15 protein-coding genes, 1 rRNA gene and 2 pseudogenes are annotated in these 21,156 nt (G+C 28.6%); 1 reads left to right on the top strand and 17 read right to left on the bottom strand.

All coding sequences use genetic code 11. The features are described from left to right. The 10 genes and pseudogenes from LLF98_RS14575 to LLF98_RS14530 form a co-directional block, all read right to left on the bottom strand. Positions 1-149, bottom strand: a 16S ribosomal RNA gene (locus tag LLF98_RS14575); the annotation flags it as partial. A gap of 506 nt (positions 150-655) precedes the next feature. Continuing rightward, positions 656-910: pseudogene (locus LLF98_RS14570) on the bottom strand (SIS domain-containing protein); the annotation flags it as partial. A 5-nt stretch (positions 911-915) separates the two neighbouring features. Next, positions 916-1,074 carry a hypothetical protein gene (locus LLF98_RS14565; RefSeq protein ID WP_291704859.1) on the bottom strand — a complete coding sequence of 53 codons (159 nt, stop codon included), beginning with the start codon at positions 1,072-1,074 and terminating at the stop codon, positions 916-918. Between the two features lie 103 nt (positions 1,075-1,177). Then, on the bottom strand, positions 1,178-1,711 hold the full coding sequence (locus LLF98_RS14560) for an ECF transporter S component (protein ID WP_291704856.1): 534 nt from the start codon (positions 1,709-1,711) through the stop codon (positions 1,178-1,180). Between the two features lie 31 nt (positions 1,712-1,742). Then, positions 1,743-2,888 carry an alanine--glyoxylate aminotransferase family protein gene (locus LLF98_RS14555; protein WP_291704854.1) on the bottom strand — a complete coding sequence of 382 codons (1,146 nt, stop codon included), beginning with the start codon at positions 2,886-2,888 and terminating at the stop codon, positions 1,743-1,745. 188 nt (positions 2,889-3,076) lie between these two features. Then, positions 3,077-4,273: an HDOD domain-containing protein gene (locus LLF98_RS14550; RefSeq protein ID WP_291704852.1), complete on the bottom strand. Its 1,197-nt coding sequence runs from the start codon at positions 4,271-4,273 to the stop codon at positions 3,077-3,079. Between the two features lie 246 nt (positions 4,274-4,519). After that, positions 4,520-5,764 carry a L,D-transpeptidase family protein gene (locus tag LLF98_RS14545; RefSeq protein WP_291704850.1) on the bottom strand — a complete coding sequence of 415 codons (1,245 nt, stop codon included), beginning with the start codon at positions 5,762-5,764 and terminating at the stop codon, positions 4,520-4,522. A gap of 423 nt (positions 5,765-6,187) precedes the next feature. After that, the gene (locus LLF98_RS14540) at positions 6,188-7,090 is read right to left on the bottom strand and encodes a chemotaxis protein (RefSeq protein ID WP_291704848.1); all 903 of its coding nucleotides are present in this window, start codon (positions 7,088-7,090) and stop codon (positions 6,188-6,190) included. Between the two features lie 334 nt (positions 7,091-7,424). Continuing rightward, entirely contained in the window at positions 7,425-7,865 is a 441-nt protein-coding gene (locus LLF98_RS14535) for a GNAT family N-acetyltransferase (RefSeq protein WP_291704846.1), read from the bottom strand. A gap of 19 nt (positions 7,866-7,884) precedes the next feature. After that, positions 7,885-9,585, bottom strand: coding sequence for an ABC-ATPase domain-containing protein (locus LLF98_RS14530; protein WP_291704843.1), 1,701 nt, complete (start codon positions 9,583-9,585; stop codon positions 7,885-7,887). Positions 9,586-9,978: 393 nt separating this feature from the next. Here LLF98_RS14530 and LLF98_RS14525 point away from each other — a divergent pair, with 393 nt between their 5' ends. After that, positions 9,979-10,446: a GreA/GreB family elongation factor gene (locus tag LLF98_RS14525; protein WP_291704841.1), complete on the top strand. Its 468-nt coding sequence runs from the start codon at positions 9,979-9,981 to the stop codon at positions 10,444-10,446. Positions 10,447-10,827: 381 nt separating this feature from the next. On the opposite strand, the gene LLF98_RS14520 is transcribed toward LLF98_RS14525, so the two are convergent. The 7 genes and pseudogenes from LLF98_RS14520 to LLF98_RS14490 all read right to left on the bottom strand — a co-directional run. Beyond that, a complete protein-coding gene (locus LLF98_RS14520; protein ID WP_291704839.1) occupies positions 10,828-11,664 on the bottom strand; it encodes a PRD domain-containing protein in 837 nt (278 codons plus the stop codon). A gap of 21 nt (positions 11,665-11,685) precedes the next feature. Then, positions 11,686-13,812: a PTS transporter subunit IIABC gene (locus LLF98_RS14515; RefSeq protein WP_291704837.1), complete on the bottom strand. Its 2,127-nt coding sequence runs from the start codon at positions 13,810-13,812 to the stop codon at positions 11,686-11,688. Positions 13,813-14,077: 265 nt separating this feature from the next. Then, positions 14,078-15,199 carry a deaminase domain-containing protein gene (locus LLF98_RS14510; RefSeq protein WP_291704835.1) on the bottom strand — a complete coding sequence of 374 codons (1,122 nt, stop codon included), beginning with the start codon at positions 15,197-15,199 and terminating at the stop codon, positions 14,078-14,080. A gap of 141 nt (positions 15,200-15,340) precedes the next feature. Then, the gene (locus LLF98_RS14505) at positions 15,341-16,543 is read right to left on the bottom strand and encodes a DUF445 domain-containing protein (protein ID WP_291704833.1); all 1,203 of its coding nucleotides are present in this window, start codon (positions 16,541-16,543) and stop codon (positions 15,341-15,343) included. 11 nt (positions 16,544-16,554) lie between these two features. Beyond that, positions 16,555-17,841: a DUF445 domain-containing protein gene (locus LLF98_RS14500; protein ID WP_291704831.1), complete on the bottom strand. Its 1,287-nt coding sequence runs from the start codon at positions 17,839-17,841 to the stop codon at positions 16,555-16,557. Between the two features lie 717 nt (positions 17,842-18,558). After that, entirely contained in the window at positions 18,559-20,139 is a 1,581-nt protein-coding gene (locus LLF98_RS14495) for a lactate permease LctP family transporter (RefSeq protein WP_291704829.1), read from the bottom strand. A 133-nt stretch (positions 20,140-20,272) separates the two neighbouring features. Continuing rightward, positions 20,273-20,422 (bottom strand): annotated as a pseudogene (locus LLF98_RS14490) (acetyl-CoA C-acyltransferase); the annotation flags it as partial. Positions 20,423-21,156: the final 734 nt, after the last annotated feature.

Raw genomic sequence — 21,156 nt, 5'->3', positions numbered from 1 at the left:
AAGGCTATTCCCCTCTATGAGGCAGGTTACCCACGTGTTACTCACCCGTCCGCCGCTAATCCGCTCCCGAAGGAGCTTCATCGCTCGACTTGCATGTGTTAAGCACGCCGCCAGCGTTCGTCCTGAGCCAGGATCAAACTCTCAATAAAAAGTTTAATCTTAGCTTACTCAAATAAAAATTGCTGGTTTACTTAAATGTACTTATATATTCTGTTCAATTTTCAAAGACCATTTTCTTTCTACAACTTTCGTTGTAACTTTTTGTTTTTTGCTGTCACCCTCAAGCGACTTATTTAGTATATCACTTAGTTTGAATCTTGTCAACAACTTTTTTTTAAATCCTTTAAACTTTTTTCCAAAAGGTTTTTATCAAATTCTTTTAAGTTGTTTCCATCTCTTTGCGACGTCTTTTATCTTAACATTAATATCTACATCATATATTTTTCATTATATATGATATATGCATTTTATATCTACTTTTCTTCTTATTCATCTAAAATTCTACACTATTTTGCTATTGACACGCTAGGATTAGTTATACGTATTATTTCTTCTATTATTTAAAATAATTCACATTTATAATCGATTTACTTATATAAATGTGGACTACTTTTCATATTAAATCTATTCTTTATCTTCTTATTGCAAACTTACCTGATACCCTTGAAAAGCTAAATTCATCTAAGAATAATTTTTCTCTTGTAGCTATATTTATATGATACTTGCTTTTATTAGCCACTGGAGAATTTTCATGATTTGTTATAGAAATCGTGGTAGCCTGTCTTTCATTTGCAATCTCTAGTAATGTTACAAGATTTTTTGAAGAATCTGAATTTGATATTACTATGACTACATCTTCTTTAGTTAGAGTATATGTAAATGCAAGTTGAGTTTCCCATATGGTATTTGTAAAATTTAATTATTAGCTTCACTGATATTACTTTGAGTTGCCAATTCAGAAACTGTCATTTCTATAACTTTTTCTATATCTCTCATCTTATTAATTACTCCTTTAAGACATATGAAAGAAATTAACAAGATCATGATGCGATGAAATGTTCTTATATGTAGCATAGCGGCTCCTTCTTAATGTGTATATTTTGTTTCATATGCCTAAAAGGATGTTTTAAAATAGCTTTTAAACTACTTTAAAACATCCCTTTTTATCTTCTATACTCTAAATGTACTTTACATATTTTTTAAGAATTTTAGCTATAGGTATACCTATCATTAACGCCATAATAATTTGTGTTATATCACCTGGAATTGATGCAACTGGTGAAAACCAATTCCCATATAGAATTACTTCTGTAAGATAATATCCAGCGATCATCCATGCACCCGATAAAATCACAGCAATAATATTAATAATGATATTATCGCCATTCTTATTATTACTATATGAAATAGCCCCTAAAACATATCCCATAATACCTCTTATTACAAAAGTAAATGGTGCCCAAAGTGCCCATCCTGACGATAAATCAAATATTGTCATTCCTACAGCACCTGCTATAGCACCTTTTTCTTTCCCAAAAACTACAGATGCTATAACTAACATTGCAGTTCCCAAATGAACTAATCCACCACTAGCTGCTATTGGTAACCTAATATTAATAAATGAGGTTGCCACAAATACTAATGCTGTTAATAATCCTGTTTCCACCATATCTTTTGTTGTAAATTTATTTTTTTCTTTATTTAATTCCATAATTTTATCCACCTTTATATATTTTTTATGTTTAATTTCCTAAATATTTATTAAATAATGCAATTAATTCCTTATCACTTTTAAAGCCTAAATCTTTTAGTCCTTTATCTATTGTATTTAATGCATAAACTATTTTTTCTATTCTAGCATTTTCGCCCATATGTCCTATTCTAAGAATAGTATCTTCATATGGTTCCAATGAAGTTATGATTAAAGTATTATATTGACTTAACATATGATTTTTAAGATTTAATGCTCCTATATTTTCTGGTATCTTAACTGCTGTTACAGTATTAGAATATCCCCCTTCTAAAAATAACTGAAGCCCATATTCTGTTACAGCCTTCTTTGTTGCACTTGCTATTTTTTCATGTCTATTAAGTACATTTTGAATACCTTCTTCTAAAATATTGTCACAAGCCTTACTTAATCCCATAATATCACTTATTGGCATTGTGTATGGAAACCACTTGTCTCGGTAGTAATTTTCCCAAATATTAAGATTACAATAAAATCCCATTACAGGAGTTTTTCTGTTTTTCATTTTATCTTTAGCTAATTCACTAATGCTAACCATAGTTAATCCTGTTGGAGCTGAAAATGCTTTTTGAGATCCACCTAAAGCTATATCAACATTCCAATCATCGACTCTTATTTCTTCTCCACCCATTGCAGAAACAGAATCAACAACACTTAAAATCCCATACTCATTTAGCATTGGGCATATTTTAGATAAATCATTTAAAACTCCTGTTGGCGTATCACAATGAACTATTGTCGCATACTTAAAGTTATGATCCTTTTCTAAAAATTTACTTAATTTGTTTACATCTATAGCTTTGTTGTAATCATCTGAAAAAAATACACCTTCTCCTCCATACATTTCAACAAAGTCTTTAAAACCTCTTCCATAAATACCATTATCTAAAACAAGCACTCTATCTCCAGGTTCAGTAAGAGATGTGCATGCAGCTTCAAGCCCTAAAATTCCTTCTCCACTTAATATATAAACTGGATTCTTTGTATTTATTATATTACCGATCTTATCACAAGTATTCTTATAAAATTCTACAAATTCTACATCAACGTCTGGATTAGTAGTTGCTTTAGCTCTTTCTAATCTTACATTTTCTCTTACACTCGTTGGCCCTGGAGCATAAACAAATTTATCATTCATCGTAAAATGTCCTTCCTTTATTATTGCTTACTGTATCTGAAAAAGACCCTATTCCAAATATCTAATATAAATAAAATATCACAAAAAACAAAAATAGTAAATTGTACTGATACAATTTACTATTTTAAGTGAGCATAGAAATTTTATATTTAATCAATTTTTCATCTAGCTTATAAGCTAAAATTATATTATACATTAACAAATCCACTTAATTCCAAAGTTTCCTTAAGCCTCTTTTCAAACTTCTCCTTATCTATTTTTAACACACTAAAAACCTTTTCATCAAATTCTATAATATAATTTCTCTTAAGCATATCCCAAGAATATTTTTCTGCAATATGTGCCGCACATACAACTTGTTGATTAATAATATGTTTATCAAAAGGATTGTGGTGATAAAGCGCTGCTTCAACAATCGAAAAAGGAATATCCCACCACTGTAGAAGGTATCCACCTATTTCCTGGTGATTTGTTCCAAAATCCTTATTTTCAAGCTCAATTATACTAGTATGTTGAATTTCAACTTCCTCAAATATTTCCATATATTTATCATGAAAAAAATGTATCATAAAAATAATTCCTACATTACTCAATAATCCTGCATTCATTTCAGTTTCTGGAATCTTCTTATTCAAAAATTCATTATATATTATGCTGATAATTCTATTAGAAATAAATGCATGTTCCCACAATTCTTCTAATTTTTTGTTATACTTAGAATTAAAGGATAAACAATCTATAAATGCTGATGTAGTTACTATATTTTTAATATTATCTATTCCAAGATACGCTACTGCTCTTTTAATTGAGCCTGTTTTTATCCCGTAATATGACGAATTCACAATATGAAGGAGTTTAGTAACTATGGAGTTATCATATTCTATTACTTCAACTATTTTATATATGTCTTCATTATTTTCTATTACATTTATAATCTTCTGGTAAGATGTCTTAATAGTATGTAATTCTTCTGCGTTGTTTATAAGTTTAAGAACATTCTTATTATTGTTTAGTACATTTTCTATCTCAAGCACGTTATCTATAGTATCAATAAGAACATTATTCTCCCATGGCTTCAAAATATATATTTTTGCTATATTCTTTTGTAATGCATCAAATATAATTCTTTCATCAGAAAATCCACTCAGAACTATACGAATTATATGTGGAAATCTTTTTTTCACTTCACTAAGTAACTCATAACCACTCATATTAGGCATTTTCATCTTACTAACAATTACATCTACCTTCTCGTTTTCAAGAATGTTCAAAGCCTCTTCCCCGCTTTCTGCTGTAATTATTTCATATTCTGTATCCATAAAAAGTCTTGTAATAGATCTTAGTATTTGCGATTCATCATCAACAAAAAGAATTGTTTTTAACATAAAACCCATCTCCTTTATGATAATCAATATTTAGTTACTATTTTTCTTATAATGTATCTTTCTACATTTACTCATATAATCCTTTATTAAATTCCCAAAATTGCATATAATTTTATTTTTATTTCTGTACAATTAAAATTTTCACAAAAATAAACCTGCAATTCCTCATTTTCTAAGGATTTGCAGGTTTCTTAAGTGTACATGATTTCAACTATATTAGAGCTGAAATTATTCTTTCTAAAATCACTAATAATGGCAAATAATAGCATCTCCTGGATTAATATTATCATATACTGCCTTCGCCACATAATATGGTGCATTTACACATCCATGAGAACCATCTGTCTTGTAGATTTCTCCACCAAACTCTGCTCTCCAGCTTGCATCATGAAGTCCAATTTGATTAACAAATGGCATCCAAAAACTAACAGGACACTCATAACCTGGGCCTCTTAATACACTATCTTTTTCTTTACTTCTTAGATGATAAATGCCTGCTGGTGTTGAACACCCATCACTTACATTACCTGTAACAACATCTCCCTCTACAACAAGATATCCATCTTTATAATACCATAAATGTTGCTTATCCATATCAATTTCCACATAGGTATCTCCCACATTACTAAAATAGCTAGCTGCTGATGTTTGAGCATATATTGGGCTCTTTGTTATAGTTTGTCCATTTTTTATATTCTCAATTAATGCTTTTGTTTCTTCTGAACTATCAATTATCCAACTATGATTATTACCATCATAACCACCACTAACTTTTATGTCGGTTCCTAATGATGAACTATACTTACTTGCCAAGGTATCCACATAAGCTCTTACCTTTGCCTCATCAATTGTAACTTGAAAGTTTCCGTCAACTCCAATCCAATTCTTTATTACAGAACCGTCTAAATATTGTGTGAGTCCTGCAAAAGTATATGTTATTTTTGCAGATACATATTTATTAAGATTCTCCTTAGCATAAGCAACTTCTGAAGAGCTTGTAACAAATTTAGGACTTTCATAACAATTTATCGCTTCCAGATTTAGTTCTGTATCTCCATTCTGAATTGCTTTAACCACATATTCATATAAAATAGTCTTATTTATTTCATTCCCATAGACTTCTCTTGAAATTAAATAACCATTATCTTGATATATAAAGCTAGCATTTTGAGATTTAAATATCTTATTACTATCAAGACAAGATAATTTACTTATGCATGCTTTTAATAATTCGTCATCATAAGTTATTACTTTAGGAGTTTCTGAACTATATTTCAACCCAATATCAGCCCCATTAATGAGTTCTTTAACTCCTCCTTTTTCTTGTAATGTCAATGTATAGACTTCAGGTGTTATTTTCTTCTCTTTCACAGTTTTAGCAGAAACACTCATAGTATTAATGAAAAAAATAAAATATATACTAAGTAACGCGCAAAAAGAAATTATACTAACTTTCATAATTTTATTTGACCTATTTTTTTCTACCTCCATAAAAACCCCCTAATTAAAATTAATAACATATAATTTTTATTACATAACATTAAGAAATTATTTTATACTCAATCCTTTATCATCCAAATATCAGTTATTATATATTCCCCCTTTAAAGTCATATCTGAAAATAGAAAATTTCTTAATTATATAAAACCATATTCTTTGGTTTTACACTTTTATATTATACAATATCTCCCATTTACAAATCAATCACTATTTCCATTTCTCTAAAAAGTTTCACTTTATTATTTCTATTCATTCTAATACTCCAAATTCCTAAGAATGTTTAATCTTATTAATGTTAATACCCTAGCCAAAGAGCCTCTTGAGAAAAGGATTTGAAATAAAAAGGGCATAGAATTTTTTATCTATCCCCTCAATATATATGCTTTTCATTATTAGCTCTGTTTTAATATAACTTTATATATTTAATAGCTTGTCTATAGTATCAACGAGTTCAGTTATTTCAGGCTTACTTAACTGTGCATCAACTTTAACCGATTCTCCCTTATGTCTTAATTCCTCTGTAATTAGTGATGAGAATATTACTACAGGTAGCTTCTTTAAAACTACATCTTCTTTTATTTTTCTTGTAAGTGTGAGTCCATCCATTTGAGGCATTTCTATATCAGTAATAAGTATTTGTGCATATTTATTAAAATTCTCTCCCTTTTCTTTTACTAATCCTTTAAAAAAATCTAATGCCTGTTTACCGTCATCAAAAATTCTTAAGTTTTTAAAACCAGCTTTTGTAAGAGTATCTTTTAAAAGTCTCCTAATTAAGGCAGAATCATCAGCTAAAACTAATTTTACATCTGACCTATCTTTATAACTTACTTCTATAAGCCTGTCCTCACTTATTCCAGAACTAGGACAAATATCTGTAACTATCTTTTCAAAATCAATCATAATTATTAACTTACCATCTAAAAGTATATTTCCAACAGCTAGTGAATTTTCTGATAAATCGTTAGGTTTTCTTATTTCACTCCATTTAATACGATGAACCCCTACTACATCATCAATACTAAAAGAAACTTTAATTTTATTAAATTCACAAATTATAATTTTAGAACCAAGATCTTTAGTTGTTTGCTTCGTTACAATATATTTTAAATCAACTAAAGTAATAATTTCATCTCTGCACAGTATAAGTCCAGCTATTTCCGGCTTAGGATCTGGTAATTTAGTCAGTCCACTTTGTGGCATTTGTATTACTTCTTTAACCTTTACTACATTAATTGCATAATGATTACCATTGACAATAAACTCAATTACTTCTAATTCTCCAGTACCCGATTCTAATAATATATTATTACTCATAATATCTACCCCTTACTTTAACTTTAATGAAAATTTTAGAATAGATGACTATTCTAAAATTTTTATTAAATTCTTTATTTTCATTATCGATGAAATGTATTATTCCTTTATTATTATATATTATATCATTTGTCTACATTTATTTGTAACTTTTGCACAATTAACTTTTAGTAATTATACATAAATAATTACTAAAAAACAACAAATAACTACACTGTTTATTTGGAGACGTAACATAGGATAAGATTGCTTATAAAAGAAAATAACAAGTCAAAGATGCAAAATAAACTAGCATACTGACTTGTTATTTTTTTGATTATGCCTTATTTGATTATCATATTTTTATATACATCTTTTGTAATGATAATCCACTTCTTTTAGATATATTAATTTTATCCTGACATTCAAATCCAACTTTTTTATAAAACTCAATAGTTTCTAATCTGGAATTTAAATATAAACCACTCATATTATGTTTTTTAGCTTTAATAATATGGTTTTTCATCATCTCAAATCCAATTCGTCTATTTATATATTCTGTACTAACAACTACATTAGTAATTTTCCCTTGATCATTAACATTAGTCATTCTTGAATATCCTACAACCTTTTCTTTATCTAATGCTACTAAGTGTAAACTTATATCATCTAATTCATCGTACTCATATTTCTCAATCTTACTATATGGTTTAAAAAGTATATTATATCTTAAATCAATTACTTGTTTGAACTTTTCACTTTTATAATCTATATATTTATATGTAATCTCATCCATAAGTTTCTCCTATTCCTCACTAAAGTTTTAGATGCCTATATCTATTATATGTAGCCATAATTTCTTGCTTTCTAGGCATTGCTAGACTTCCACTTCCACCTTTTACTCTTTCCATAGATATTAATCCATTTTTATTTATTTCACCAATTATATTATCAACCATATTTTCAAAACTTAAACTCTTATTCATAATATTAGACTCTGCCCATTTCATAATAGAGCCTATAGCATTCAGTTGCTCGTTATCAACTATTTGTTCCACAGACCTTAAATTTATGCCTTCTTTGTTTATATTTATTGTATCTAAACCTATTGTTTTTATTTTAATTCCCTTTTCTCCAGCTTGAATAGTTCCTGCTTTAACTACTTTATTAAATGCAATATCTATTTTTAGATTTTTATCATTAATTCTTTTTATAATATGACCTTTACTTAGCTCTTTAGCTTCTTTTGTGACATCCTTAGTATCATAATTATCCATTTGTATTACACAATCTGCTACATCAAAAAAATCTCCGCAGCTTCCTACTACTATTATTGTTGAAATATCCTTTTGTTCATATAAAGGTCTTATTATTTCAATAAATGGTGTAATTGGTTCTTTTTCCTTAGAAACTAATTTTTGCATCAAGTCATCTCTCATCATAAAATTAGTAGCTGAAGTATCTTCATCTATTAAAAATACCTTAGAGTTGCTTTCTATTCCCTCTATTATATTAGCCGCTTGTGAAGTGCTGCCACTTGCATTTTCTGTATAAAATTCCACAGTATCTTTCCCATTAGGTAAATTATTTATAAATAACGATATATCTGTTTTAATTATACATCTACTATCTTCTGATCTTATCTTTAGAGCTGATTCATCTGCTATAACAAATTCTCTACCATCACCTTCAATATGATTATAAACTCCAAGCTCTAAAGCTTTTAATAATGTAGATTTACCATGATATCCTCCACCTACTATAAGAGTTATACCTTTTTTAATGCCCATACCTTTAATTATACCTTTACTTTTAGTACTAAACTCTACTTCTAATTCCTTTGGTGAAACAAATACCTTACCATTTCTTAATGCTTTTGTAGATATTCCACTTTCTCTAGGCAATATTGATCCATTAGCTACAAATGCAATCAGTCCTCTATTATGTAATTCCATTCTTATATGTTCTTGATCTTCTACAAGCTTTACTCTACTTATTAATTTTTCACTATTAATATTTTTATATATTAAAGTTTTCTCTACAATATTGGGTATAACATTATATAAAATTTTCTCTAATTCTCTTGATAAAACACTTCTTCCTCTTGCTGGAAATCCCACATAAAATCTTGCTTCTATTTTATCCTCATCTATAATTATTGAAGTTCTCTTTAATATCTCCTGTGGACATTTACTTATAGATATTAGTCCACTCTTTCCAGAACCAAAAACTCTTTCGTTGCACTTATTTATATTAAAATAAAATTCTCTTGTTAAATAATCTGCCACTGCAATATTTTTGTTTTTATTATCAAAAAGTTCCTTTGGAAACTTAGCAATATTCTGATTTACTATTACTCTAATTCTTGATGGTGATGCAAACGGATCACCTTGAACATAATCTATACTAAGAGTATAATTTCCAAAATCATATTCTCCCTCTAAATCCTTATATAACCTATAACTTTTCCCATCAATTCTATCTAAATCTCTTTTTAATGATTCTGAATTTTTCATATAATTCTCCTCTTAAGCATGCATACCAGCTTATTGTTTTTCAATATGCCTCATACTTTTATAAAATAATTGTCTGCTTTGTAAAATTAATATTCAATAATTATAACATATAACTTAAATATTTTTACATGCAAATATAATAGCAATAAGTTATACCTTAGACGTAAATTTGATTAATATAAAATTGATATAGGAATATCCCTTATATAACTGTAATAATATTTTGGCTTTATTATATCTAATTATTATATAAATCACAATTTATAACAACTTTCTAACTTTAAAAGAATAAAAGTTGCTAAGTAAAACATCTTTTATTTTTTTCTATATAATATATAATATATTATATTAATATAATATTATATATTATATTTCATGGGAGGTTTAGGTTTTATGAATAATAAACTAACAGAAGAAAATATTAAAAATTTAAGAAATGAATTAGATTATAGGCTGACAGTAAAAAGAGCCGAAATAGCAAGGGAAAAATTAGTAGCTGCTGCACATGGTGATAGGTCAGAAAATGCAGAATATAAAGAAGCTTGTGCAAACTATAGAGAAAATGATAATAGAATTCAATATTTATTAACTATGATTTCAACAGCAACTGTAATAGATGATAAAAATATAGATAAATCAATACTAGGAATTAATAGTAAAGCTAGAGTTAAATTTATAGAGGATGAAGATGAAGTTATTGTAACATTAGTAACTACTATGGATTTAGATCCTGAAAATATGCGTATAAGTATAGAATCAGATTTAGGAAAAGCATTATTAGGCAAAAAGGTTCACGATATAGTTGAAGTTAATGCTCCAAAAGAAAAATATACAATAGAAATATTAGAAATATTATATTAATCAAACTTTCAGGTGTATCTAGATATTTTATTGCCATAATAATTAGAATATTATGCTTATTTATACACTCTGAACTAAAATAATTACCCCTTTCTAACACTATCTGACTATGTGTTTATCTTTGAATATATCAAATTAATACTTAACTTCAATTATTTCTATATTTAATATTATCTGAAATTTCATATCATCAATCTCTAAAAGTTAATTATTATAAATTTATTAAATTTTTCACAAGTTTTATTCATTCAATTAAAATAACCCACGAAAATTCAATCTGAAAATTTTCGTGGATTTCATGATGGAGGTGAAACATGATTTTTGAAATCCACCAATTTAGAAAAAATTATATGTTTTTATTTAATTAATATATTTTATTTTCTATTCCTTTAATTCATCGGAAAATATTCTTTCAATATGCATTGCAAGATAGCCAATTTCTACGTCTTTAATTTCTTTATTTAATTCACTACCTAATTTTCTGCATATATTTTCAGCAATTTCAAATGACTTTAGGAATCTTTTCCTAATGTAATCATTCATATCAAGCTTTATTGATTCACCCTTTAATGTTCTTGCTGTCATATATTTAATATGGCTCATAAGACGATTATAGGATAATGATTCAATATCAATTGTTTTTCCAATGTTTTGTTCAATGGATGTAATACAATCTCTAACTAGCATTGCAGTCTCCATTGCCTGTGATATTTTTTCATTTCCGAGACTTGAATGAATATGAAGTGCTATATAACCAATCTCATCTTCATTTATCTCAACGCCTACTACTTCTTTTATAATATCTTTCCCCTTGCATGCCACCTCATATTCTTCTAGAAATAAAGCTCTGATGTCTGCTGTTAAGGGATTACTTACATTTTCATTATTTCTTATTCTTTTTACTGCAAATGCAATATGATCTGCAAGAGGGCATAAAATGTTCTCATCAACTTTTTTAAATTTCTTTTCAGCTTCCATAATGATGGCACTGGCAACTTCTAAGATTTCTGGTTCTATATTGTTTATTATATCTTTAGTTGAACCTCTGTCAGTTTCCTGTTGCAGTAGATATATATGGGTATTTTTTGGTGCTTCCATACGTTCATTCACCTTTTTCCCAAAACCTATACCTTTTCCTAATAATATATATTCTTTCTGCGTATCCATATCTATCGCGAGTACACCATTATGATTTAATGCCTTTATAACTCTGAACATTTTATGCCTCCTCTTTAAATATTATTCAAATACATCAATTGCTATTAAGGCTTCGTCAGCTTTTATCTCACCTGTTTTTAATAAACGTACTTTTTGTTTACTGCTTAATGATGTGCAAATACATGGTGATGCAATAGATGGTGCATTATCTTTTATGAATTCTAAGTCAAAGCTTAATAGTTTATCACCCTTCTTTACCTTATCTCCATCTCTTACGAAAGTTTCAAAGCCTTTTCCATCAAGCTTTACTGTATCTATACCTATATGAATAAGTAATTCAATTCCATCAGTTGTTGTTAATCCTACTGCATGTTGTGATGGAAATACAAAAGTTATTTCTCCATCTGCTGGAGCTACAACATTTCCATCAGTTGGAATAACCATAGCTCCATCTCCCATCATCTTATTTGCAAATGCTTCATCTGGTGCTTCTGATAAATCCTTAGCAACACCTGTTAATGGGCTATTTAAAATTATTGTATTAATAACTTTTTCTTGAATTTCTTTTTCAGATGCTTTTTCAGTTACTTTTTTTTCTACTGTATCCATAGAAACTTCTTCATCCAGTGCTGTAACTAAGTAATCTTCTAAGTTAGATTTTATAACAGTTACTCTTGGTCCATATATAATTTGAACACCCACACCTTTATGAACTAATCCTGATGCTCCAGTTTGCTTTAATAAAGAATCATTTACTAATTCTGATTTATGTACTGTACAACGTAATCTAGTTGCGCAGCAGTCAACATCTGAAATATTTTTCTTACCACCAAGACCTTGAGATATCATAACTGAAAGTTCATCTACGTCTCCACCATTAGCATTTTTCTTTGCTTCTACATCACTTCTACTATAAAGTCTAACTTCATCAGTATCTTCACGCCCCGGAGTCTTTAAATCTAATTTCTTAATTAAGAAAGAGAATAATAAATAGTATACTATAAAATACACAATTCCTACAACTACAACCCAAATCCAACTTGTCTTCGCATTTCCTTGTAAAATACCAAATAGGAATAAATCAATAAACCCACCTGAGAAAGTCATACCTACTCCAACGTTTAACATATGCATCAACATATAAGCGAGTCCAGCAAATACACAATGAATTCCATATAATAATGGTGCAACAAATAAAAATGTAAATTCAATTGGTTCTGTAATACCTGTAAGCATTGAAGTTAATGCTGCTGATAATAGTAATCCTCCTGCAACTTCTCTCTTTTCTGGTTTAGCACATCTGTACATTGCAAGTGCTGCTCCTGGTAAACCGAATATCATAAGAGGGAATTTACCTGACATAAATCTTGTTGCTGAGACACTAAAATGTGTTATTCCTGGAGTTGCAAGTTCTGCAAAGAAAATGTTTTGAGCACCTTCGATAACTTTTCCACCCACTGTAGCTGTACCACCAACTGCTGTTTGCCAGAATGGTAAGTAAAATACATGATGAAGACCAAAAGGTATTAATAAACGTTCCATTAAACCATAAACCCATGTTCCTGCATAACCTGATGCAAGTACTATCTCTCCAACTTTATAAATACCAGCTTGAACTGGAGGCCAAATATAAAACATTAAAATTCCAACAATTAAATATGTTATTGCACTTACAATTGGAACAAATCTAGTTCCACCAAAGAATGATAATACCTGTGGTAATTCAATTTTATAGAACTTATTATGTAGCGCTGCTACACCAAGACCTACAATAATACCACCAAAAACACCCATTTGTAATGATGTAATACCAAGTACTGAAGTTGCTGCACCACTAAGAAGAGCATCAGTTCCACCGTTAATATTAATCATAGCACCTATTGATGCATGCATAATAAAGAATGCAATTGCTGCGGCTAGTGCTGCAACTTCTTTTTCTTTCTTTGACATACCTATTGCAACACCCATTGCAAATATTAATGGTAAATTTCCAAATACTACACTTCCTGCAGCATTCATTACAGAAAGAATTGAATAGACAAATGTACCAGGTCCCATTAAACTAGTAAGTCCATACGTTTCAAGCATTGTTGCATTAGTAAATGAACCACCGAATCCTAAAAATAATCCTGCCACTGGTAAAATAGCAATTGGAAGCATAAATGATCTTCCTACACGTTGTAAAACACCAAAAATTTTGTCTTTCATAACTTTTCTCCTTTTTTATAATTATTTTGTGTATATTGAGGAGTAGTTACTCATGCTTTGCGCGCAAAAAAAGCATCAACTAACATAAACATCCTCAAATATCTATGTATAGTTAATGCCTGCTTATCAGTTACATACTATATCATTAGAGTAATTCTACCACCTTTATAATCATCAGTCAACGTCTTCATTAAATATTTATTTAATTACTACAATATAGCAATTAAAGCCACCATATCAGTAAAATTAGCTAGACAATGTACTATTATTCACCATATTTTTTACTATATTTCACCTGTACTTTTATATTGGGATGCTTTTTACAAAACTGACTAATTACAAAATAGCAGCTTGGACATGGTTCCCATTTACTATACAAAATAAGATTTCCTTCATTCTTCAATACTTTTGCTTCTATTTGTTTATGTATTTCTTCAAGTATCTTTTTTTCACTATCGTTAATTCTGTCATATCCTATTCCTAATTTACCTAATTTATTAACTTTACTACTTTTAAAAATTGCTACATCTTGTGGTGGTGCAGCGCAGTAATTTGTTATATTATTACTACCACTTATTGCTTTAAACTCCTTATTATCATATATTGCTACTGCTATATTTATAGTATCCTGTAGCGCTTTACTTTGGTCTATTTTAAATGTTGTTTTTTCTTTTTCATCAACTTTCATATATTTATTCATATTCTTTATTAAACGCTGCATTCTTGGTATGTTATTGCTTAAATATTCATGGTACTCTACAGTGCCCTTCTTTGCTTTAATATATTCATAATTTATTTTTTTAGGTATTTCTATAGATATTGTTTTAATTTTAGTTTTAGCATTATACGTTTCTTTTACTCCTTCTTTTCTAATAAGAAGCATTTTTTTCAGTAGTTCAATATCCTTTGCATAAAGATAATCCTTATCTAATTCTTTTTCTAAATGATCCAATCTTACCTTCTCTTCTTCACTTATTATTCTAGATATATCGCTTTTTATTTCTTCTACGGCATTTATGATATGTTCAACATTATCTTGAGATTTCGGCTCTCGCTCATATTCAATTCTATCTATATTTAGTCTTTTTACTTCACTTATTTTTTTACATAGTTTGTTATGTTCATTTTCAAATAATATCATTTTTTCTATATAATCCACAAAATCCCTAATATCATTTACTCTATAAGTAATCCCAGTATCCTTAATACATGTGTATAACCTATCTGTTACACTATTATCTATTTCAAAAGTCTTTGTAATTTTTTCTTCATCAAATTCATTTATGTTATATCCTTCTCTTTTTAGTGCATCCTTAAACCCATTTAGATCATTTATTTTTATTCGCTCTTTTTTTCTCTTCTTTAAGGTCATATCTCTTTGTGTCATATTTACCTCTTATCTTTGGAGTCCATGTTTGAAAATTTAAAATTTTTCCTAATCCAAACCGCTGAATATAATGTTTAAAATGTTACGAGTTTAACAAATTTTCTAGAATAATAATCCTCTAACCATTTGTATAACATAAGATTAAAAAATTAAACTTAAAAATACAAATAACACTAAGCCTATGCACCCTCCAAGTACCGATCCATTTATTCTTATCCATTGCAAGTCTTCTCCTGCTTTTTCCTCTATAAATTCGTTTAGCTTCTCATCTGTAAAGTTGTTTAAGGTATCTCTTGCAATATTTCCTACTACATTATGTTTTTCCTCTAAAAGATTATATATTATTTCCTTGATGACTTTATCTATGGTATTTTTAATAGTGATGTTTTCTTTAAAGTAATCCCAAAGTTTCTCCACAATATCACTTATAGTTGTTTCTTTTATTAATAGTGGAAGTTGTGCTTCTATAATTGGTTTAAAATCTGTTTTTTCCAATAGATTAAGCTTCCATTCTTCAATTGAAGCTAGTGAAAGTTCCACTCCCTCTATGCTTTTAATTATATTATTTGCACATACCTGTGAAAGTAAGCTGTCTTCCTTCATAAGGTCTGTAAGTATATTTTGAAGCTGGCTTTTTATTATAGCTGATAAATCTTCTGCGACTAATACGTTTAATTTATTAAGTAAGCTTCTTAATGAAAAACTTGAGCCTTCTTCACTAGCAGTAAAGATTTTTTGAGAAAAGGCAAGTATTTTTTCATTTCCTTCTTCTTCAGAAAGTTTGTTTAGAAAATTTTGTGCCCATTTTACTCTATTTTCATATCTAAAATTATTTTCTATAAAATCCTTAAACTTATTTGATAAATTTATGTTCTTTCCTTCTTCTTTTATAATATTCTCTATGTAAACTACAACCTCTTTTAAATCTTTTTCATATATATAATTCATAACCATTTTAGTAAGCTTATTTATATATTTTGATTTTATAGTTTCATCATCATCCACATACTTAATAATATGTTCCACTACTGATAGGTTATGCATTTGATTTTTTAATGTTTCTTTGCTTAATAAATCTGTTTCAACTAGATTTACTGTTGAGTTTATAATAGATTTTCTGTTTCTTGGGATTATTGCAGTATGAAAAGGAAACCCCAATGGTTTTGTAAAAAGTGCCGTAACTGCAAACCAATCTGCTATCCCCCCTACTAAAGAGGCTTCTGATACAAATAGCATTAGCTTAAATATATATATTTCTCTATAAAAATATCTTAATATTATGCAAATACAAAAGAAAATAAATGAAATGACAAGTGCTATATTAGCTTTACGTTTATAATTCATGTTCACCTCTCCTAAACTATCCAAAATGTAAGCATGTAAGTTATTATTCCAACAAGTCCACCAACTAAAGAACCATTTATTCTAATTAACTGCAAATCATTTCCTATAATAGATTCTATCATATTGGAAAGATCCTCACCTGATACCTGATCTAGCTTTTCTTTAACTATTAAACCTATTTTATGATGATTTCTTTCAACTATTTTTTGAAGTAAACTTTTTATAATATTATTAAGTTCTAGTTGTTTTTCTTCATTATTCATCAAATCTTCTAGTTGCTTTTCTAATTTATGTAATAGAGTTTCTGTAATCTCTAAAGTTTTAGAAGGCTCTGACTTCAATTTAGAAACATATTTAGTTATTACTATACCAAATTCATTAAATATGTATTGCTTACTTTCTAGCTTTTCATTTTTCCACTTTTCTATTCTACTCTTTAATTCTTCATCTTCATTTAATCTACTCATCTGTTTTCTTATAATTGATTGTATTCTTTCTCTCTCACTACTTTGTGACTTTTTCATTTGTGCTACAAAACTTACTAATTTTTCTTGAAGAACTTTTGCAATGTTTTCTAAGTTTCCTTTTATAACAAATTGTAAAAGCATAACTAAAAAGTTTGCTCTATTAATTTCTAATATTTGAAGTACAGCATCTTGAAGAAGCATTTTTGTCTCATAACTTTGAGATAATTCCTCTATTTTATCAACTACTACATCTGTAATTTTTTCCTTATATCCGTTGTTCCACATCCATTCTAAGCTTTGTGAAATAACATTTGAAAGCTCCATTGATTTTAGATTAGATTTCAAAACTCCATCTCCAAAATCCCCAATGCTTTCTAGATCATGTTTGGTTAAATTACTAAGCATTTCTTTAAAAATATTATCTAATATAATCAACATGTCTTGCTTTTTATCAGATTTTGATAATTGCATTATAGTTTCTAATGGATTAATATATTGTAGCTTACTCATAATGCTTTCCTTAGTTAAAAGTTCCTTTTCCACCATGTCCACCAATGCTTGGAATATGCGCTCTCTATTTTTAGGTATTATTTCTGTTCTGAATAGCTTAGCTAATATATTGCTATTTAATGGTTTTCTAAAAAGTGCTTCCACAGCAAACCAATCCGCTAATCCACCTATCATGGCAGCACAACATAAGCTAGATATTAGTCCACCTGCAAAGCTGTCATGGAATGGATAAGATATAAAAAAAACTATAGAAAAAATTAATAATATCCAAGTTGCTATATTACTATTTTTTCTTTTTACATTACTAATGTTTCTTTCCATCTTTATTCCTCCCTAAATCTCAGATATTTTTTTACAAGGTTAATATATATAATTCAATAAAATTCATACATTGTGGTTTATAAACCATTACTGCTACATAGGTCTGACCCTATAATGTTTTATGAGACACAATGAATTAGAATTTTTAAATTATATAATAAAAAAGATTTTATAGTTTCCATAATATTATAACATAGGCAATATACATACTACCATGATATTCAATTATAATTTAGTCATAATCACTCGTCAAATAGGAGACTTCCTTTAATCTCATAATATAACATAAAAACTAAAAAGAATTTGATACAGTATAAATATTAACATATATATATATGATTGTTTTTTTAATATGTTTTTTTTAATACGACACAAAAATACCGTAAAATCCATTTGAATAATACGGTATTCTAAAAGTCATTTGGTTTTTATGTTCTATTTATAAAAAATATTAGACGTAGTCTAACCTTATGTATATATAAATAACACATAACTATGAATAACAGGTATATATGGTTATTCATGGTTACACATTAAGTAGATTACCATTTTAATCAATACATATAGTATGATCTAAATTAAAGAGTATAAGTAAAACTAAAAAATTTAATTTTACTTATACTCAATTTATATAGTAAGCTAAAGAATTTTAGGTCCACGCCCGCTATGGGTGCACAGCCAAATATACTCCTTTAGTTTTTAACTATCTAATTTTTCTTATTTATATAATAATGTTCCTAAAAAACATATGATGCCACCGATAACTGCATAGCATATATAATATTTAAACATTTTCCCTAAAATTTTACTTTCTGAACCGGATTGATTAATTGCACTTGCACCAATTGCAATACTTTGAGGACAAATCATCTTTCCGATACCTGCTCCAAGAACATTTGCTGCTCCCATCCATGCTGGAGAAAATCCAAGGTTTTTTGCTGTTTGTGCTTGTAATCCTCCGAATAAAACATTTGTTGATGTACCTGAACCTGTAACAAATCCTCCAATAGATCCAATTGCTGGGGAAATTAACGGATATGCTGCTCCTGTAACTGCAACTAAAAACGTTGCAACATCTGAAATCATTCCACTATAACCCATTAGCTTTGCTACTGACATAACCGCACAAATTGTAACAATTGTTTGCCAGTTTTCTTTTAATGTAGCAAACAATACATCTAACATCGTTGATATTTTTGCACCTTGAATAAAACCACCAATAATTGCAGCGGCAAAAATAATAACACCCGGTGTATTAATCCAACTAAAAGTCAATTTATTTCCGCCTTCACCAGCATATACAACAACTACGCTTTTGATTCCTGCAATCAAATGATTAACTGGCGGACATAAAGATGATGCAGACAGTAACATTACGAATATTAAAATAAATGGACACCATGCTTGTAATGCTTTACCCAATGTTAAAGTTGTTTCTTCTTTTACATCCGGTGCTAATGATATAGCTGTTTCTTCTTTTACATCCTGTGATTCAATGCAATACTCATCTTCAGGTTTTTTATCAAAGATTTTTGCTGCAATAATTGTACATATCATACAACAAATAGAACCTACTATATTTGGCAATTCTGCTCCAACTAGTGTTGCTGTAACAAACCAAGGTAGTACAAATGATGCTGCAGAAACTAATGTAATAAGAAATACTCCTCTTAATGCCTTTATTCCACCACCAACAATGCATACCATAATAAATGGACTAATAAAACAAAGAATTGCTTCAATTATTACTGTATTTGCTGCCAATGATTGGGCTGTTACTCCTGTTATTGATGAAAGTGTTACCAAAGGTATTCCCACTGATCCAAATGCAGTTGGTGTACTATTAACAACCAAACATGCTAGAACTGCTGAAAATGGATTTAATCCAACACCAGCAAGCATAGATGCTGGAATAGCAACTGCTGTACCAAATCCCGCCATTCCTTCCATGAAATTACCAAATCCCCATCCAATAATTAATGCTAAAATCCTTTTATCAATAGAAACTCCAGCCAACATTTTTTTTATGATTTCCATTGCACCTGTACGTAAAGTCAAATTATACGCAAACAAAGCTGCAATAATAACTATACAAATTGGCCACAAGGCGTTGAGTACTCCTTCCAATACTGCTGACGCAGCATAAACTACATTCAATTTCCAAAAACCTACAGCTAAAACTAATGTAAGAATAAGTGCAATAAGACAGGCTTTATAGCCTTTCATTTTCAATCCGCTCAATGCGAATATCAGCCAAATAATTGGTAATATGGCCATTAAAAATTTTAAAAATAACATCTCTTTTTCCTCCTAATTCAATTTTTACATTATTTACCTAAACAATATGATTAACAAATTATTTATTCTTGTAGTTGGCAAAACTATGTTTTCTCCTGCCACTGATGAACCAGTAAAAAGCTAATTTAATCACCCATAATGGTCCATATCCCATTATCTTTGGAGCTAGTCCTTTTAATCCATAAGAAACTATTTTAGCCATTGGCTTAATTCCTAATTCTGCTCTAACTGTTCCATCTTTCTTAAATGAAGGTTTTAGTTTACATAAAGACTCCATTGAAGTTTCTGGTACTTGCTTTATACATACTAAAATATCCATTTAACTTTCCTGCTATAATTATAATACTAGTATCCAGATATCCAATCCTTAAAGAAGGCTACAATTTCAAAAACGATTACACATAATACATAAAATTTTAATATTTTGTTTAATCCCAAGTATTTATCACTTTCTACCTTAAGATATCTAAATAATATATTAGCTTTTTAGTGGTGATATGGTATGACCAGTTGCTGACTAAGTATAACATATATATTTTATTTTTTCTATAATTTTTGCAATATTTATACTGTAAAATTTTTCGACAATTTCCTACATCTTAATTTATGAGTTTTTTAATATAATTACTAGACTTGGGCACTAAATTGGGGTAATTTTACTAATTAACTTGGAAATAAAGTTTATCAGATATCAGAAAATAGATTTTATACTAATAATTTTGTTTCTGCCATAATTGCCTCTAAGAAGCTAGCATGAGCTGTCCATGCATCTTTTATCTTTGCAGGTAATATGGTTATCTATGATTAAACATTGAGTAGATTACCATTTTAATCAATACATATAGTATGAGCTAAATTAAAGAGTATAAGTAAAACTAAAAAATTTAATTTTACTTATACTCAATTTATATAGTAAGCCAAAGAATTTTAGGTCCACGCCCGCTATCGGTGCACAGCCAAATATACTCCTTTAGTTTTTAACTAAATAATCTTTATTTAATTTTAGTTATTTATTAT

Source organism: Clostridium sp. (assembly GCF_021372645.1).
Taxonomy (GTDB): Bacteria; Bacillota; Clostridia; order Clostridiales; family Clostridiaceae; genus Clostridium.
Note: the sequence above shows the minus strand (reverse complement) of the source record. Positions and strands in the feature narration are given on the sequence as shown.

What these genes read in the sequence shown, in the direction of transcription:
- LLF98_RS14565 (WP_291704859.1), bottom strand. Translation starts at nt 1,074, where the DNA reads ATGCTACATATAAGAACATTTCATCGCATCATGATCTTGTTAATTTCT.
- LLF98_RS14560 (WP_291704856.1), bottom strand. Translation starts at nt 1,711, where the DNA reads ATGGAATTAAATAAAGAAAAAAATAAATTTACAACAAAAGATATGGTG.
- LLF98_RS14555 (WP_291704854.1), bottom strand. Translation starts at nt 2,888, where the DNA reads ATGAATGATAAATTTGTTTATGCTCCAGGGCCAACGAGTGTAAGAGAA.
- LLF98_RS14550 (WP_291704852.1), bottom strand. Translation starts at nt 4,273, where the DNA reads ATGTTAAAAACAATTCTTTTTGTTGATGATGAATCGCAAATACTAAGA.
- LLF98_RS14545 (WP_291704850.1), bottom strand. Translation starts at nt 5,764, where the DNA reads ATGGAGGTAGAAAAAAATAGGTCAAATAAAATTATGAAAGTTAGTATA.
- LLF98_RS14540 (WP_291704848.1), bottom strand. Translation starts at nt 7,090, where the DNA reads ATGAGTAATAATATATTATTAGAATCGGGTACTGGAGAATTAGAAGTA.
- LLF98_RS14535 (WP_291704846.1), bottom strand. Translation starts at nt 7,865, where the DNA reads ATGGATGAGATTACATATAAATATATAGATTATAAAAGTGAAAAGTTC.
- LLF98_RS14530 (WP_291704843.1), bottom strand. Translation starts at nt 9,585, where the DNA reads ATGAAAAATTCAGAATCATTAAAAAGAGATTTAGATAGAATTGATGGG.
- LLF98_RS14525 (WP_291704841.1), top strand. Translation starts at nt 9,979, where the DNA reads ATGAATAATAAACTAACAGAAGAAAATATTAAAAATTTAAGAAATGAA.
- LLF98_RS14520 (WP_291704839.1), bottom strand. Translation starts at nt 11,664, where the DNA reads ATGTTCAGAGTTATAAAGGCATTAAATCATAATGGTGTACTCGCGATA.
- LLF98_RS14515 (WP_291704837.1), bottom strand. Translation starts at nt 13,812, where the DNA reads ATGAAAGACAAAATTTTTGGTGTTTTACAACGTGTAGGAAGATCATTT.
- LLF98_RS14510 (WP_291704835.1), bottom strand. Translation starts at nt 15,199, where the DNA reads ATGACACAAAGAGATATGACCTTAAAGAAGAGAAAAAAAGAGCGAATA.
- LLF98_RS14505 (WP_291704833.1), bottom strand. Translation starts at nt 16,543, where the DNA reads ATGAATTATAAACGTAAAGCTAATATAGCACTTGTCATTTCATTTATT.
- LLF98_RS14500 (WP_291704831.1), bottom strand. Translation starts at nt 17,841, where the DNA reads ATGGAAAGAAACATTAGTAATGTAAAAAGAAAAAATAGTAATATAGCA.
- LLF98_RS14495 (WP_291704829.1), bottom strand. Translation starts at nt 20,139, where the DNA reads ATGTTATTTTTAAAATTTTTAATGGCCATATTACCAATTATTTGGCTG.